Consider the following 14,916-nt stretch of genomic DNA (forward strand, 5'->3'; position numbering starts at 1 on the left):
GTTAACCCAACATACCGTTGAAGCAATTTCTGCACCATAATGGGTTTAATTACAACAGTTACTCATTAATCTATTCATATCTATAGTGCAATTTTAGCAATTAAACTTATATAAACATTTGTAATCTTAGTAACTTAATTCTAATTGTCTAACCTTATTTTTCTTATGGGGTATGAAAATTAGTTATTTGGTTCAATTTCTAAAAAAATGACTATAAATTCAGTTTTGTCTCTCCTTGTGGCATAAATATCGCACTTAAAAAGGGAATTTTAGATAAACTGTTTAAATTGGATTGATTAGTCGATTAACATGACAATTAATTGACAGAAACTGTGGATAATTAATCGCTGAGGGCACCATGCTTAATACACCATCAGAAATAGCCAAAACATTTGCCATAAGTCAATTTAACGAAGGTTATTTACCCAGCGTTAATCGACATACCTTCGAAAAAATTGACTCAGTTTCTTTGTATGACGAAAAGTTTAAGGACGCCTTTAGCGCAGTTGACACATTACATGTCATCATAGGTTTAGACTCTGGCCTATTAGCTAATTACATCATGGAACGGGCACTCGCTAAGGGGAGTAAATATATTTTCGTTGAATTGCCTGAAGTTTTGGCTCTGCTGACAATAGATATCCCCCAAGCTCTGCAGGACGACTTGTGTGTTACTTCATCAGAGCGTTTTTCTGCCCTCATCAAAGAGCGTGAAAACAATATTTATATTGTGAAGCAAAAATTTAAAATCCATCGTGCAATAGCCGTAGCTGGGAATTACCTGGAGTCGTACTGCGAACTTAACGCTCAGGTTGAAACCGCACTTGATCATGAGTATTTCGAACAAAGCATTGGGTTTAATCAGAAAGTCTTTGTAAGGGCTCAGCTGGATAACTTAGCCGAAAATCTTATCCCAGCTAAAATTTTAAAGAAAAAGTTTGTCGGTAAAAGCTGTATTGTACTAGGCGGAGGGCCATCTTTAGATAATTCTATTAATTGGATTAGAGACAACGCAGACAATTTAGTCGTCATAGCTGCTTCTAGAGTTGTTGGCAAACTAACTAAAGTTAATATCAAAGCTGATATTGTGGTATCAGTCGATCCGCAATCTCACAGTTTTGATGTCAATAAAGAGTTTATGCAGCTAGAACATGATGCTTTACTGATTAATTCCTACCATGTTGCACCTCAAATAATGGGTCAATGGAGGGGGGCAGCACTCTATACCGGTCAGCGTTTACCCTGGAACAACGATAGCGACGAAGACAATATAAAATCAGTTGGTCCGACCGTAACCAACAGTGCCATTGAAATTGCAACTGAAATGGGTTTTAAGCAAGTTTTGCTGTGTGGTGTCGATTTTTGTCATTCTCAAAAAGGCGTAACACACACTCAGGGGACCTATGGTGCAAGTTTAGGCCCTAACATTGGTGTGATGCTTGAATGGGTGGAAACCTATTCTGGTGAGATGGCCGAAACCCCAATTCAGTTAATGCATGCAATAGAGTCATTACAGGCTTCTGTGGCATCTCAAAAAAATACCACTTACATTAACTTATCTCAAGATGCTGCTAAAGTAAAAGGTGTGCGATATCAAGCTTGTCACGATATTAAGCTTAAGCCAATAACGGATAAACAGCGGCAAATGTTAAAGCCTGAAACTTATCAGATATCTACACAAGAAAAACTTAAGTGCCTAAGTGATACCTTAGATGCTCTCACTACAACTCAAAATAAACTGCTACAACTTAACGTCTTAGTGTCAGAAGCATTAGTACTGAATAACAAAATAGAAAAAAGTCAGAAAAAGCCTCAAGCTATTCCAGCGTTGGCAGATAAAATCGATAAGATAGAGCAGAGTATTAATAAAAAATTTATTTCACTTGCCCATCTTATTAAATTTTATGGTTATTATGAGTTCTCGCACTTTTTGTCGACAAAGAAAAAGGAAGAGTGGTCACAGCAAGATGTTGTTAACCACACTCGCATTTACTACCAAGCATTTAAAGCCATCTCTGCTGAAATATCAGCGTTAATAGCCTCTGCTGTACAACGTGTTGATTCTCGGATTAATGAATATCAATCAATAAGTGATGTCACCGCTTTATGCAAACAGTGGAATAACGATAAACAATGGGGAAGATCTGTTCTCTGGCAGGCCAAGCAGCCTCAGCAATACGCAAACTTAGCTACAATCGAACTGGAACAGATTAAAAAGACTCAAAAAAAGTTTTATGACCAATTTATCGTCAAAGAGTTTATAGATGATACAGGCGAGTCTATCGTACCATTTATAGATAATGCTTTTAAAAAACTGCAAATACTATTGCATAATAAGCATCTGCTCGGTATCTCTAAGATTGTCGAATACACTTTCCCCTTTATAGCAACAGACTCAGAGGTTTCTCGACTTTACCATTTAGCGCTAAGTTATCAGTTAATGTTGGAGGAAAATACTGAGGTAGCGTTAGACATAATATTAAAAATACCGAGAAACCTTTGTCATGAAGCTGAGTTTAAACAGATTATTAAGCTTTCTCTAAAACTAAATTTGCTAGAGCTGGCAACCGAATACCTTGCAAAAATAATCCACTATAGCGATGAATACTTACCACAATATGCTCATGCTTTGAGATTGAGTGATAAACCGCAGGAAGCGTTAAATATTTATCTCGACTATTTAAATAAGTACCCTGAGGATATTCTTGTATTGCTAAAACTCGGTATTTTTCTCGCTGAAATGAACCAAATTGATAGCGCTAAATCATGTTTTCAAAATGTATTGAACTTAGATGTCAAAAATCAAGCTGCAATGCGTTATCTGCAGCAGATTGGTGGTTAATAAACACAATCAATGCTGTACAGTTAGTTATCGATAACCATAATTTCCTTTGTTGTCAGTCAAACCGTATAATGGCAGGCGAATAAATTATACATTTCAATAGTGGGGTCGTGTGGGACATACTTATATTTCATTTGAGAACTATAAACGTAAATGGATTTTTAACCATAAAGATTTACCAGTTAGCGAAACGGATAAAGTGATGATTAAGCCTTTATCTGATAAAAGCGCAATGGAAGTCTGGAACAAATGGATAAGTAATAAAAGCAGCCGAGCAGAACAATTCACTAAAGGTGATTGGCCGGTGAAACAGGATGCATGGAGCGCGACTGAACACTGGCAAGCGGCTTGGGATGCGAGTGATAATGTGCTACCTGAAGCTATCATTGAGCATATTCAATGGAGTGATGATACAACTGTTTATTTTTGTTATGAAAAGTACCAGGTTATCGAAACCCGCTGGGATGTGTTTGTCCGTAATTGGAAATGTTTTTTATTTTTTGATGATGGCCCTTTATTGGTTTCTCCTACGCAAAAACAAGCGCTTATGTTTGAACAAAACGGACAATATAAATTAGGCACCCGCGGCTAACTATCCGTTATTTTCGCCTTGTTTAACTCAGCTAGGTTGCACTTAGCTTAGTTGTACTTCTCTGAGTTCCAATATTCACTCTATAAGAATGTCTAGTATGAAATTATTATCCTGTTTAGGTTTAGTCGCAGCTTTATTCGTTAGTCCAATTCTGCAAGCTAAAATGGTATCTGGCATAAACGTGCCCGATTCTATCGTCGTTAATCAGCAGCCTCTTGTTCTTAATGGTGCAGGGGTTCGCAGTAAGTTTTTTATGGATTTGTATATTGGTAGTTTATACCTTAGATCTGTTCAATCTGAGCTGGGAAAAGTAATTGAACAGCCCGTTGCAGTTATCCGTTTACGTATCACTTCAGAGATGATCACCTCAGATAAGATGACCGATGCCATTAAAGATGGGTTTGATGAAGCTACTGATGGAAATAGTGTGCACTTACAAACTGAAATAGACCAGTTTATGGCATTATTTATCGCTGAAATTAACGATGGTGACCAATTTACTTTTGTATTAACAAGGGATAAAGGGGTTGCAAGTTTTAAAAATGATCAACCACAGGGGGAAATCCCTGGTGAGTTATTTCGTCAAGCGCTTATTAAAATTTGGTTAGGGGATAAGCCTGCTCAAAAAAGCTTAAAACAAGATATGTTAGGGCAATAGATAATTCATTAAACTCTGGTTCTGTGACGCTTTACACATAAAACCTAGTTTACGTTTATGCTTTGAAATCATTACCCAGAGTCGAAATCGTTGAGGTTTTACCCTTATCATTATAGGTTAAACTTGATGCATTTCGACTGGCTTGCAGTGCCTGAGAAAATCTATTTAAACTAGCGATATTCAGTTCTATTAAGCTAGAGTTTTGCTGATTAATATCTTTGCATTCAGCAAGAAGACTTTTCGATAAAGTGACTTTTTCAATAAGCTCGGGGTCTGATGTCAGTCTTGCATGCTCAGGGTGATTAGCCATCGACTGGTCATTAGTTTGCAGTGCTATTAAACATTGCTGCTTTTCTTGGGCAAGTTTCAACAGCTTGTCGGCATTTTGGTCTTGCAGCGCTTGCTTTTCTGCAGATATAAGTGACTTCAGCGACGTCAATATGCCGTGCTGGTGGGAGAGCAGTGTAGATAGTTCAGCCATGCTATTACTCGAATTGTTTTGCTTGAAAAACACTTGTCTATGATGCCATTAGGCACCGGTATTCTGATTTATTTCAGCTCAGAAGAATAGACTACAGCAAACATTCATGCACACAGCAATATTGAGTGCTTTACTACTCTTCTTGGAACTTAAGCCCGCTTAGCTCTGATTCAAAGCTTGCAATATTTGCAGCAAGTTTTTCAGGGTCAATTTTATAACGGCCTTCCGAAATAGCCTGTTTAATTTCGGCTACTTTCTTTTGATCGATTTCAGGTAGGCTAGCCATTTTTGACTGCACACTTTGCAACTCTTGCGCCTGAGGCGTAATGCTAACAGAGTCCGTCTTTACTGTAACAGTGGCAGCTTTGGGAGCTGCTTGAGCGGTATTACCTGTCGTTTTAGCATCTCGTGCCGTTTGCATTGGTGTCGAAGTTGCAGCTTTAAGTTTATTAATGTCAATTGCCATGAGTGGCTCCAGCGTTAATTTTGGTTTTCCAAATAGGCTATCGACCTAGCAGAAAAAAACTTTAATCTATTTTACATTCTTACTTCTACTTCACCAACACCAATTACCCTAGCTTCTATTTCTCTGCTTGAATTTGCATTCCTAACTCTAATCGATTCACCGATACTACCGTCATGCATCGCTTCACCTAATGTTTTAATTTGGAGGTTTTCGCTCCTGGCGTATATTGATACAGCATCACCTTTGCACACAAAGCATAAATGACTATTTAAAATCGGCGCGTCTTTACTAATACGTCTTTTAGTTTTACTGCCTAAAACGGCTTTGATGTCAGAATAAAATTGACCTCTAAGGCTGAACTGATCAATATATTCTATGTGCAGTTGTTGTGTTGATAGTGATATGCCCGGCGAGATAATTTCACTGGCGACCACAACGGGATACATGATTTCGACTCTCACCGATAAAAATATTTGCCAAGGATAATCATAGTCAGGACTGTTGCAACTTATTTTAACCGTATTATTCCTAGCTATGTCCCGATCACTTGCAAGTTCGATTGTTAATGGCTTATAACAGCGCGGAGGCGTTAAGCGACCTTCTAAATTTTGAGGGGTAATTATCAACTTAGCATCAGGTGTTAATTGGATTTTTTTTCTAACAGCCTCTTCAGCCATCTCACTTATGGTCGATACAGAGGGTATGCTAGCTTCTTCATCAGCAAAAGCAGCTAATGAATTGAACAATAAATAAAAAAATAACAAAAAATATATTTTCATAATGAAGATACTAGCTTGTTTAGCCAGAATGCACCTATACTTAAATTCTATAAAGATAAAAAGAATAAATTGATCTAGAGTCTTTTGAAAATATTGATGCCGCTTGTGTATGTGCTTATTTGATATCAAATACGGCATAGTTTGCTAAGCTGTAGCGACAATATATTGACTTATCTCGTTATTTATTCTGCTAATGCAATTAATATAATTTAAAAGCAATAATCATGCCGGTAGTAAGTTATTGGCTTGACCCAGTGCATAGTCTAATAATGAGCAGCAGGAAGGACAAATTTAATCCTCCTAAGCAAGACAAATCATGATTCGATTTATGTTTTTAAGTAAAACAAGCTAGTATCTATTTATTCGGATATTTTAATAAAAAAAGGCAGTGTTATGTCGAGTATCATGGAATCAGTCAACAAACGTACTCAATTAGTTGGCCAAAACCGATTAGAGTTACTGTTGTTTAAGCTTAATGGCCGTCAACGCTTTGGCATTAACGTGTTTAAAGTGAAAGAAGTGCTTCAATGTCCTCCTTTAACTAAGTTACCTAAACTGAGCCCGTTTGTTAAAGGGGTTGCACACATTCGTGGTGCCACTATTTCAGTCATTGACTTAAGCGCTGCAACAGGTGGACGTCCACTCACTTCTACTGAGAATTGCTTCATTATCATTTCTGAATACAATCGCAGTGTTCAAGGTTTCTTAGTCAGTTCTGTCGAACGTATTATCAACATGAATTGGGCAGCCATTATGCCTCCGCCAAAAGGTGCTGGGCGTTATTCTTACTTGACTGCTGTTACTGAAATTGAAGGTGAGTTGGTTGAAATTTTAGACGTGGAAAAAATTCTTGATGAAATTTCTCCTGTTAAAACGGCAATCAGTGAAGAAGTTGATAAGACATTAACCATAGACAGAGAACAAAATTATCATGTCATGGTGATAGATGATTCTGCTGTAGCACGTAAGCAAATTATTCGTTCTCTTGAGTCTTTAAATTTACAAATTGATACCGCCAAAGATGGTAGAGAAGCACTGAACAAACTCAAGGCTATAGCTAAAGAGATGGATGATGTATCGTTAGAGATCCCTTTGATTATTTCCGATATTGAAATGCCTGAAATGGATGGATATACCCTTACAGCTGAAATTAGAGATGACCCTAAGTTAAAAAATATTAAGGTTGTGTTACACACTTCTTTAAGTGGCGTATTTAATCAGGCAATGGTACAAAAAGTTGGCGCAAATGACTTTATTGCTAAGTTTAATCCTGATGAATTAGCCGCAGCGGTAAACAAACATTTAAGTTTGTAATCCTTTCTGTCTATTCAACGCAGTAGGCAGCATGAAAATTCATGAATGTTAGTTATGCGTAAAAGCTCTAATGATAGGGCAAATATAACTCATTATATTAGGATGTGAATGTGACAGATAAATCACTCGCAGAAGCAGAATATAATCAATTTAGATTGTTTTTAGAACAACACAGCGGCATCGTTTTAGGTGAAAATAAACAATACCTAGTACGAAGCCGTTTAGCACCATTGATGGGCAAATACAGTTTACCCTCGCTCTCTGAAGTGGTTAAGCATTCAATGAAGCCCACCGAACGTCAATTACGTGCGGAAGTGATTGACGCGATGACAACCAATGAAACATTGTGGTTTCGTGACCGCTATCCATTTGATTTATTACATAATACTTTATTACCTGAATATTCTAAGTTAGGTCGTTCATTGCGTATTTGGTCTGCGGCTTGTTCTTCAGGGCAAGAGCCTTACTCATTAGCAATGACCGCTTTAGAGTATCAACAACGCAAGCCGGGTGCACTGCCTGGTGGTGTGACTATTCAAGCGACTGATTTGTCACCTTCGATGCTTGAACGTTGTAAAAATGCTGAATATGATGGCTTGGCATTGGCGCGTGGATTATCAGAAGAACGTAAACGTCAGTTTTTTGATGCTTTGCCTAATGGCAATATGAAAGTCAAAGATAATGTTAAGCGGTTAGTGAATTTTAGAGCGCATAATTTACTTGAAAGTTATACGCTTTTAGGAAAATACGACATTATTTTTTGTCGTAATGTATTGATTTATTTTGCGCCTGAGGCAAAGGCTAAAATTTTGCGGCAATTTGCTGCCGCTTTAAACCCAAAAGGTATTTTATTTCTTGGGGCATCAGAATCTATTTCCGGATTAACAGAAGAATTTGACATGGTCCGCTGTAACCCTGGTATATATTACCAAAAGAAAACCTAGTTTAACCTATTGAAAAGCATGTGTTACTTTTTTCACATGCTTTCCTTTCTATATATCCTCCCATTGATTAAATAATTGGCATAACCTTTGCTTTATATCTATCAGTTAGCTGATGGAGGCAATTTTATGGCGATTAATTTTGATAATGCACTTGGGGTACATCAATACTCCCTTGGTGTCAGGGCACAGCGCGCTGAAGTGCTATCAAGTAACATAGCGAATGCGAATACCCCAGGGTATAAGGCACGCGATGTCGATTTTGCCTCAGCAATGCAAGCTGCTAGTTCTCGTCAGAAAGGTTTAACGATGAGTGCCACTAATGAAAAGCATTTTGATTTAACTGCTCTCAGTCAGCAACATGTCAAATTCCGAGTCCCTAACCAACCTGATACTGGCGATGGTAATACGGTTGATATGCAACAAGAACAATCAGCCTTTATGCAAAACTCTATTGAATACCAAATGTCATTGGGATTCCTAGAAAGTAAGTTTTCAGGTATGCGTAAAGCATTACGAGGTGATTAATCATGAGCTTATTTAATATATTCAATGTCGCCGGTTCAGGTATGACAGCACAGTCTGTCCGCTTAAATACCACCGCAAGTAACATTGCTAATGCTGACTCTGTTTCCAGTAGTATTGATCAAACTTATCGTGCTAGACATCCTGTATTTGAAGCTGAAATGTCTAAAGCTAGTCATCAGCAATCAGGTTCTCATCGCGTTAATGTCAGTGGCATTGTTGAAAGTGATAAGCCATTGGTTAAAGAATATTCACCAGATCACCCTATGGCCGATGGTGACGGTTTCATTTATAAGCCTAATGTAAATGTAATGGAAGAAATGGCTGATATGATTTCAGCTTCTCGCTCTTATCAAATGAATGTTCAAGTCGCAGATGCAGCTAAAACAATGCTGCAACAAACACTTAGAATGGGTAAATAACATGATTATTGTAGGAGGTAAATGATGAGCCTCGTTAATCCATATAGTAGCCAATCTTTGCCACAACAGGCATCTGCATTGTCTAATACCGGTACGGTTAGTAAAAATACCGTCCAATCGAACACGGCGAGTACGACAACAGGTAATCCATTTCTAGATGGTATTCGTTTACCTGATGCGCCTGAAACTCCTGCAGCGAAAGATCAAATGCTTAAGCAGGAAGATTTTTTTGCACTGCTTAGTCAGCAACTTTCAATGCAAGATCCGTTTAAGCCAGTTGATAATGATCAAATGATTGCTCAAATGGCTTCATTCTCAACAGTTGATGGTATTTCAAATTTAAATAAAGAAATTCTCAATTTGAATGGTGTAATGAGTTCAAGCCAGGCATTACAAGCTTCTAGTTTAGTTGGGCGCAAAGTGTTGATCCCATCAGACACTGGATCTATTTCGCCGGCAAGTCCTGAACTTAAAGGTGTGGTAAGTACACCTGCTGCTATTGATAAAATAAGCATTCGTATTGAAGATGAATCAGGTCAGTTAATTAAGACCTTTGATATTGATGGCAGTGCAGGCGGAAACGTCGATGTGACATGGGACGGTTTAGATAAAAATGGTAAACCTGTGGTTGAAGGTGCTTACGTCATTAAAGCTAGCGGTAAAGTCGATGGACAATCTCAAGATTTACCTGTTTCTACTTATGCACATGTGACGAGTGTTTCATTAGGTACAGCAGCAACTGGGGCGATTCTCAATCTTCGAGGTATTGGTGGCATTAAATTGACCGATGTACTTGCGGTGTCCGAATCATAAATTTAATAACGCTTGTGACAAGAAATTGTCATTAAAGAAAACCTGATTACTCGAGGTGAAATATGTCTTTTAACATCGCATTAAGTGGTATTGCAGCCGCTCAAAAAGATCTAAATACCACAGCCAATAACATTGCAAACGTAAATACTATAGGCTTCAAGGAGTCTCGTGCGGAGTTTGCCGATGTGTATGCTAACTCAATTTTTTCTAACAGCAAAACTGCAGTCGGTGGCGGTGTTGCTACAACTCAAGTAGCACAACAGTTTCACCAAGGTAGTTTACAGCTTACCAGTAACTCTTTGGATATGGCGATAAGTGGTGGAGGTTTTTTTGTGACCTCATCAGGGATTGGCACACGTGACCAATCATTTACCCGAGCAGGCGCTTTTAAGGTTGATTCAAACAATTATATGGTTGACTCAGCGGGCAACTTTTTACAGGGCTTTCCTGTGGATAAGGACGGTAATTCGACTTCAGTGAGTTTAACTACTACTCAGGCAATTAAAGTACCAGACACAGCAGGAAGTCCTATTATGTCTAGTAAAGTCGGTCTACAGATGAATCTAAATGTCGGTGAGTCACCTTTAGACCCTGCTGCATTTGATCCTGACGATGCTGATACATTTAATAATTCCACTTCAGTGACTATCTATGACTCATTGGGTGAATCGCATATCATGACCAGCTACTTTATTAAGCCTGAAAACGGTTCCTACACAGGTGAAAGTAACTGGGTTGCATTTTACGCCATTGATGGTAAACCAGTAAGTTTAGATGGTGCAGCAGGCCAATATAGTGTTGATACTACGGGTGATGGTTTAGTTGATGGTGCACCTCGTGATGCACAAACTGCAGGTGGTTGGAGAGGATCTGTCATAAAGTTTAATGACTCTGGTACTTATACCGGTAGCAATCCTACAGTGCTAAAAACTCTGCCACTGGGTGTTACTGGTGCCAATGTATTAGGGCCTGGAGCTGATGGCTCACAGACTGTTACGATTGATTTTAATAATCCGACACAATATGCCTCACCATTTGAAGTCACTGAGTTAACTCAAGATGGTACAACAGTAGGTCGATTAACTAACGTAGGTATAGGTGCTGATGGTTTAGTCACAGCAAGCTATAGTAATGGTTCTACTGTGCCTTTATCGCGAGTCGCTTTAGTTCGCTTTGCAAATGAGCAAGGTTTAACTCAGGTAGGGAATACTGCCTGGAAGGCGAGTTTAGATTCTGGCCCTGCATTAGCGGGCGAAGCAAATAGCGGTACTTTCGGAAGTATTCGTTCTTCATCACTTGAACAATCGAATGTTGACTTAACTACAGAATTAGTTGATTTAATCTCTGCCCAACGTAACTTCCAAGCCAATTCCCGTACGCTTGAAGTTAACAATACCTTGAACCAAACGATATTGCAGATCAGATAATAAGCTTCCTGACAGCACTCGTTTCATTGGTTTTTATAATATTAGCTTTAATAAGGTGTTGCCCATAGCGGCAACACCTTGCCTTTTATTTTCATTATTTTTTTTCACTTTCTCTTATCGGTGTTTTTTTGACACTTCATTCACAATACTATGTTTTAAATCGTATCCCCACCTAATTAAATCAGTTACTTATATTGGCCGTGATTGTTGGCATGCCCTTTGCTTTGTCTAGTTAGTATCTTTATTTAAAGCATTATTGACGGAGCGGCAAATGGACAAATTTTTGTATGTTGCAATGAGCGGTGCAAAGCAAGGCATGAATGCTCTTGCCGTTCGTGCGAACAACTTAGCCAATGCCAACACCGATGGCTTCAAATCGGATATGACCCAAGCAAGGTCAATGCAGGCGTTTGGCGAAGGTTTGCCTACGCGAGTATTTTCAATGATTGAAAGCCCCGGGTCTAATTTTTCTCCAGGTCCTATCAGAGAGACTGGTAATGACTTAGACATTGCCATTAAAGGTGATGGCTGGATTGCAGTGCAAGCGGCTGATGGGTCAGAAGCTTATACCCGTGCAGGACATTTGAAGTTCGATAGTACTGGACTGCTGGTTAATAGTCGTAATACGCCAATTATGGGCGATGCAGGCCCTATTGTTTTGCCACTGCCAATCGATAAAGTTCATATTTCACAAGATGGCATCATTTCAATTCGCCCTCAGGGAGCGACAGCTGAAGTGATTGAGGAAGTAGCCAGAATTAAATTTGTTAATCCGGGCAATGATCAAATGATGCGCGGTGAAGATGGCTTATTTCGCTTAATGTCTGGTTTGCCTGCACCCAAAGATCCCATGGTACAAGTTGAAAGTGGTGCTGTTGAAGGCAGTAATGTTAACCCTGTACATGAAATGGTGGCGATGATAGATATTCAGCGTCAGTACGAAATGCAAGTGAAGATGATGAAAAATGCAGAAGAAGCAGATCGCTCATCTTCATCGTTACTAAGAATTGGTTAGGAGTATTTATTATGCATCCAGCTCTGTGGATTAGTAAAACGGGTTTAGACGCCCAACAAACAGATATTGCGGTTATTTCAAATAATGTGGCGAATGCTAGCACCATTGGTTACAAAAAAGGCCGTGCGGTATTTGAAGATTTGCTCTATCAAACAATTAACCAAGCCGGTGGGATCAGTGCCGACAATACCAAGTTACCTAATGGTTTAAATCTAGGTGCGGGTACCAAAGTTGTTGCTACGCAAAAAGTGTTTACCCAGGGCAACATGCTCACAACCGACAATTCACTAGATTTAATGATTGAAGGTCCTGGTTTCTTTGAAGTCCAAATGCCTGATGGCACAGCAGCCTATACCCGTAATGGTCAATTTAGCTTAGATGATACCGGGCAAATTGTTACCCCTGGTTCAGGCTACGTATTGCAACCGCCAATTACTATTCCTGAAGATGCTATGAGTATTACTGTCTCTGCTGAGGGTGAAGTGTCAGTTAAATTGGCTGGTGCAACAGATAATCAGACAATCGGTCAGCTTACCATGACAGACTTTATCAACCCGTCTGGACTTGATCCACTGGGTCAGAATCTCTATACCGAAACCGGTGCCAGTGGCACGCCTATTCAAGGTACTGCTTCACAAAATGGTTTAGGGGCAATCCGTCAAGGCGCATTAGAAACATCGAATGTTAATGTGACAGAAGAATTAGTTAACTTAATTCAAAGTCAGCGGATCTATGAAATGAACTCGAAGGTTATTTCAGCGGTAGATCAAATGCTGTCTTATGTTAATCAAAATCTTTAGGGGGCAGTGATGAGTAAACTTCTTGTTTTAGCTACAACAGCCATGCTGTTAGTCGGTTGCAGTTCTACTCAGAAAAAGCCGATCCCTGATGATCCTTTTTACGCGCCTGTTTATCCAGAAGAACCTTCGACTCAAGTGGTGGCGACGGGATCTATATTTTTAGATTCACAAGCTTCAAGTTTGTACTCGGATCTTCGTGCGCACAAGGTAGGTGACATCATTACCGTTGTATTGAAAGAGTCTACCCAGGCGACCAAAAGTGCTAACAATGAAATGAAGAAGAATACCGGCCTGAGTGTTGAACCGCTTTATGCGGGTGGCGGTAATGTCTCTATTAAAGGGGTGCCGTTAGATTTACGCTATTCAGACAGCATGAATACCAAACGTGAAGCTGATGCTGATCAATCGAACAGTTTAGATGGCAGTATTTCTGCCAATGTAATGCAAGTACTGAGTAACGGTAACCTGGTTATTCGAGGCGAGAAATGGATCTCTATCAATAATGGCGATGAATTTATTCGCGTGACGGGTATTGTGCGCAGCCAAGATATCACACCAGATAACACAGTCGAATCAACACGAGTAGCTAATGCTCGTATCCAATATAGCGGAACCGGCACCTTTGCCGATACCCAAAAAGTGGGCTGGTTAAGCTCGTTCTTTATGGGTGAGTGGTGGCCTTTTTAAGGGGTAGAACATGAATATTAAACCTATTTTAGCCTTGATTTTCACTGCATGTATGGTCATTACCACACCCACTGAAGCACAGCGTCTTAAAGATATTGCCAATGTGCAAGGTGTTCGTAGTAACCAACTGATTGGTTATGGGCTTGTTGTTGGCTTGCCTGGTACTGGTGAGAAGACTCAGTACACCGAACAAACCTTTAAAACCATGTTAAAGAACTTCGGTATAAATTTACCCGATTCAGTTAGACCTAAAGTGAAAAACGTTGCAGTGGTTGCGGTTCACGCTGACATGCCAGCTTTCATTAAGCCCGGTCAAACAATAGATGTCACCGTATCAAGTATTGGTGAGGCTAAAAGTTTACGTGGCGGAACCTTGATTCAAACCTTTATGAAAGGGGTCGACGGTAATGTTTACGCCATTGCACAGGGCAGTTTAGTGGTAAGTGGCTTTAGCGCCGATGGCTTAGACGGTTCAAGCGTTATACAGAACACCCCAACAGTTGGACGTATTCCTAGTGGTGCAATTGTAGAACGCAGTGTGCTATCACCGTTTGCAAGTGGTGATCACCTAACCTTCAACCTACGCCGGGCTGATTTTTCTACCGCTAAGAGAACCGCAGATGCCATCAATGATTTGTTAGGACCAGGCATGGCGAGAGCTTTAGATGCCAGTTCAATTCAAGTTAGTGCGCCAAGAGATGCCTCACAACGAGTGTCATTTTTAGCGACCTTAGAAAATGTAGAGGTTGAACCAGCTGACGAGTCAGCCAAAGTGATAGTGAACTCTAGAACCGGCACCATAGTTGTGGGCCAAAATGTGCAATTGCTACCCGCAGCGGTTACCCATGGTGGACTCACAGTCACTATAGCTGAAGCAACACAAGTGTCTCAACCTAATGCTTTGGCTGGGGGAGAAACCGTTGTTACCACCAACACGACTATTGACGTACAACAAGATGATAGACGTATGTTTATGTTTAACCCAGGAACCACCTTAGATGAATTAGTGCGCGCAGTGAATTTAGTCGGTGCAGCTCCTTCAGACGTTCTGGCTATTCTTGAAGCATTAAAGGTGGCAGGCGCTTTGCATGGTGAACTTATCATCATTTAAATATTGGCACTTTTTTAAAGTGATTATTTAAATAAGACCGACT

Annotated in this window: 16 protein-coding genes; 13 read left to right on the forward strand and 3 right to left on the reverse strand. The window is 39.6% G+C overall.

Going from position 1 to position 14,916, the window contains the following annotated elements; genetic code table 11:
- Positions 1 to 358 precede the first annotated feature (358 nt).
- The 3 genes from ACRWP9_RS08340 (at position 359) to ACRWP9_RS08350 (ending at position 4,092) form a co-directional block, all read left to right on the forward strand.
- A complete protein-coding gene (locus tag ACRWP9_RS08340; protein ID WP_434928710.1) occupies positions 359 to 2,842 on the forward strand; it encodes a 6-hydroxymethylpterin diphosphokinase MptE-like protein in 2,484 nt (827 codons plus the stop codon).
- A gap of 112 nt (positions 2,843 to 2,954) precedes the next feature.
- Positions 2,955 to 3,434 (forward strand): DUF2947 domain-containing protein, encoded by a 480-nt coding sequence (locus ACRWP9_RS08345; protein WP_434928711.1) that lies wholly within the window; start codon positions 2,955 to 2,957, stop codon positions 3,432 to 3,434.
- Between the two features lie 97 nt (positions 3,435 to 3,531).
- Positions 3,532 to 4,092, forward strand: a complete 561-nt coding sequence (locus ACRWP9_RS08350) for a chalcone isomerase family protein (protein WP_434928712.1) — start codon at positions 3,532 to 3,534, stop codon at positions 4,090 to 4,092.
- Positions 4,093 to 4,147: 55 nt separating this feature from the next.
- Here the strand turns inward: ACRWP9_RS08350 and ACRWP9_RS08355 are convergent, their stop codons facing one another.
- From ACRWP9_RS08355 to flgA, 3 genes are all read right to left on the reverse strand, one after another.
- A complete protein-coding gene (locus tag ACRWP9_RS08355) occupies positions 4,148 to 4,573 on the reverse strand; it encodes a flagella synthesis protein FlgN (RefSeq protein ID WP_434928713.1) in 426 nt (141 codons plus the stop codon).
- A 133-nt stretch (positions 4,574 to 4,706) separates the two neighbouring features.
- Positions 4,707 to 5,039 carry a flagellar biosynthesis anti-sigma factor FlgM gene (gene flgM, locus ACRWP9_RS08360; protein ID WP_226410483.1) on the reverse strand — a complete coding sequence of 111 codons (333 nt, stop codon included), beginning with the start codon at positions 5,037 to 5,039 and terminating at the stop codon, positions 4,707 to 4,709.
- Between the two features lie 71 nt (positions 5,040 to 5,110).
- Complete coding sequence (gene flgA / locus ACRWP9_RS08365; RefSeq protein WP_434928714.1) at positions 5,111 to 5,818, reverse strand: flagellar basal body P-ring formation chaperone FlgA; 708 nt, start codon at positions 5,816 to 5,818, stop codon at positions 5,111 to 5,113.
- A 393-nt stretch (positions 5,819 to 6,211) separates the two neighbouring features.
- Here flgA and ACRWP9_RS08370 point away from each other — a divergent pair, with 393 nt between their 5' ends.
- The 10 genes from ACRWP9_RS08370 to ACRWP9_RS08415 all read left to right on the forward strand — a co-directional run bounded on the left by ACRWP9_RS08370 (position 6,212) and on the right by ACRWP9_RS08415 (position 14,873).
- Entirely contained in the window at positions 6,212 to 7,132 is a 921-nt protein-coding gene (locus ACRWP9_RS08370) for a chemotaxis protein CheV (RefSeq protein WP_434928715.1), read from the forward strand.
- Positions 7,133 to 7,236: 104 nt separating this feature from the next.
- Positions 7,237 to 8,076 (forward strand): CheR family methyltransferase, encoded by an 840-nt coding sequence (locus tag ACRWP9_RS08375; protein ID WP_434928716.1) that lies wholly within the window; start codon positions 7,237 to 7,239, stop codon positions 8,074 to 8,076.
- A 126-nt stretch (positions 8,077 to 8,202) separates the two neighbouring features.
- Positions 8,203 to 8,601 (forward strand): flagellar basal body rod protein FlgB, encoded by a 399-nt coding sequence (flgB, locus tag ACRWP9_RS08380; RefSeq protein WP_434928717.1) that lies wholly within the window; start codon positions 8,203 to 8,205, stop codon positions 8,599 to 8,601.
- A gap of 2 nt (positions 8,602 to 8,603) precedes the next feature.
- Entirely contained in the window at positions 8,604 to 9,020 is a 417-nt protein-coding gene (gene flgC, locus ACRWP9_RS08385; protein ID WP_434928718.1) for a flagellar basal body rod protein FlgC, read from the forward strand.
- A gap of 24 nt (positions 9,021 to 9,044) precedes the next feature.
- Positions 9,045 to 9,833: a flagellar hook assembly protein FlgD gene (gene flgD, locus ACRWP9_RS08390; protein WP_434928974.1), complete on the forward strand. Its 789-nt coding sequence runs from the start codon at positions 9,045 to 9,047 to the stop codon at positions 9,831 to 9,833.
- Between the two features lie 62 nt (positions 9,834 to 9,895).
- Positions 9,896 to 11,260 (forward strand): flagellar hook protein FlgE, encoded by a 1,365-nt coding sequence (flgE, locus tag ACRWP9_RS08395; RefSeq protein WP_434928719.1) that lies wholly within the window; start codon positions 9,896 to 9,898, stop codon positions 11,258 to 11,260.
- A 271-nt stretch (positions 11,261 to 11,531) separates the two neighbouring features.
- Positions 11,532 to 12,275: a flagellar basal-body rod protein FlgF gene (flgF, locus tag ACRWP9_RS08400; RefSeq protein WP_434928720.1), complete on the forward strand. Its 744-nt coding sequence runs from the start codon at positions 11,532 to 11,534 to the stop codon at positions 12,273 to 12,275.
- A gap of 11 nt (positions 12,276 to 12,286) precedes the next feature.
- The gene (gene flgG / locus ACRWP9_RS08405; protein WP_226410474.1) at positions 12,287 to 13,075 is read left to right on the forward strand and encodes a flagellar basal-body rod protein FlgG; all 789 of its coding nucleotides are present in this window, start codon (positions 12,287 to 12,289) and stop codon (positions 13,073 to 13,075) included.
- 9 nt (positions 13,076 to 13,084) lie between these two features.
- Positions 13,085 to 13,762 carry a flagellar basal body L-ring protein FlgH gene (gene flgH / locus ACRWP9_RS08410; protein WP_434928721.1) on the forward strand — a complete coding sequence of 226 codons (678 nt, stop codon included), beginning with the start codon at positions 13,085 to 13,087 and terminating at the stop codon, positions 13,760 to 13,762.
- 10 nt (positions 13,763 to 13,772) lie between these two features.
- Positions 13,773 to 14,873 (forward strand): flagellar basal body P-ring protein FlgI, encoded by a 1,101-nt coding sequence (locus ACRWP9_RS08415; protein WP_434928722.1) that lies wholly within the window; start codon positions 13,773 to 13,775, stop codon positions 14,871 to 14,873.
- The last annotated feature ends 43 nt before the right edge of the window (positions 14,874 to 14,916 follow it).

It is taken from the genome of Shewanella sp. HL-SH2 (assembly GCF_051164935.1).
GTDB classification, from domain to species: Bacteria; Pseudomonadota; Gammaproteobacteria; order Enterobacterales; family Shewanellaceae; genus Shewanella; species Shewanella glacialimarina.

Excerpts from the sequence above, each read along its gene's own strand:
- ACRWP9_RS08340 (WP_434928710.1), top strand. The coding sequence starts at position 359 with ATGCTTAATACACCATCAGAAATAGCCAAAACATTTGCCATAAGTCAA.
- ACRWP9_RS08350 (WP_434928712.1), top strand. The coding sequence starts at position 3,532 with ATGAAATTATTATCCTGTTTAGGTTTAGTCGCAGCTTTATTCGTTAGT.
- ACRWP9_RS08355 (WP_434928713.1), bottom strand. The coding sequence starts at position 4,573 with ATGGCTGAACTATCTACACTGCTCTCCCACCAGCACGGCATATTGACG.
- flgM (WP_226410483.1), bottom strand. The coding sequence starts at position 5,039 with ATGGCAATTGACATTAATAAACTTAAAGCTGCAACTTCGACACCAATG.
- flgA (WP_434928714.1), bottom strand. The coding sequence starts at position 5,818 with ATGAAAATATATTTTTTGTTATTTTTTTATTTATTGTTCAATTCATTA.
- ACRWP9_RS08370 (WP_434928715.1), top strand. The coding sequence starts at position 6,212 with ATGTCGAGTATCATGGAATCAGTCAACAAACGTACTCAATTAGTTGGC.
- flgB (WP_434928717.1), top strand. The coding sequence starts at position 8,203 with ATGGCGATTAATTTTGATAATGCACTTGGGGTACATCAATACTCCCTT.
- flgC (WP_434928718.1), top strand. The coding sequence starts at position 8,604 with ATGAGCTTATTTAATATATTCAATGTCGCCGGTTCAGGTATGACAGCA.
- flgD (WP_434928974.1), top strand. The coding sequence starts at position 9,045 with ATGAGCCTCGTTAATCCATATAGTAGCCAATCTTTGCCACAACAGGCA.
- flgE (WP_434928719.1), top strand. The coding sequence starts at position 9,896 with ATGTCTTTTAACATCGCATTAAGTGGTATTGCAGCCGCTCAAAAAGAT.
- flgF (WP_434928720.1), top strand. The coding sequence starts at position 11,532 with ATGGACAAATTTTTGTATGTTGCAATGAGCGGTGCAAAGCAAGGCATG.
- flgG (WP_226410474.1), top strand. The coding sequence starts at position 12,287 with ATGCATCCAGCTCTGTGGATTAGTAAAACGGGTTTAGACGCCCAACAA.
- flgH (WP_434928721.1), top strand. The coding sequence starts at position 13,085 with ATGAGTAAACTTCTTGTTTTAGCTACAACAGCCATGCTGTTAGTCGGT.
- ACRWP9_RS08415 (WP_434928722.1), top strand. The coding sequence starts at position 13,773 with ATGAATATTAAACCTATTTTAGCCTTGATTTTCACTGCATGTATGGTC.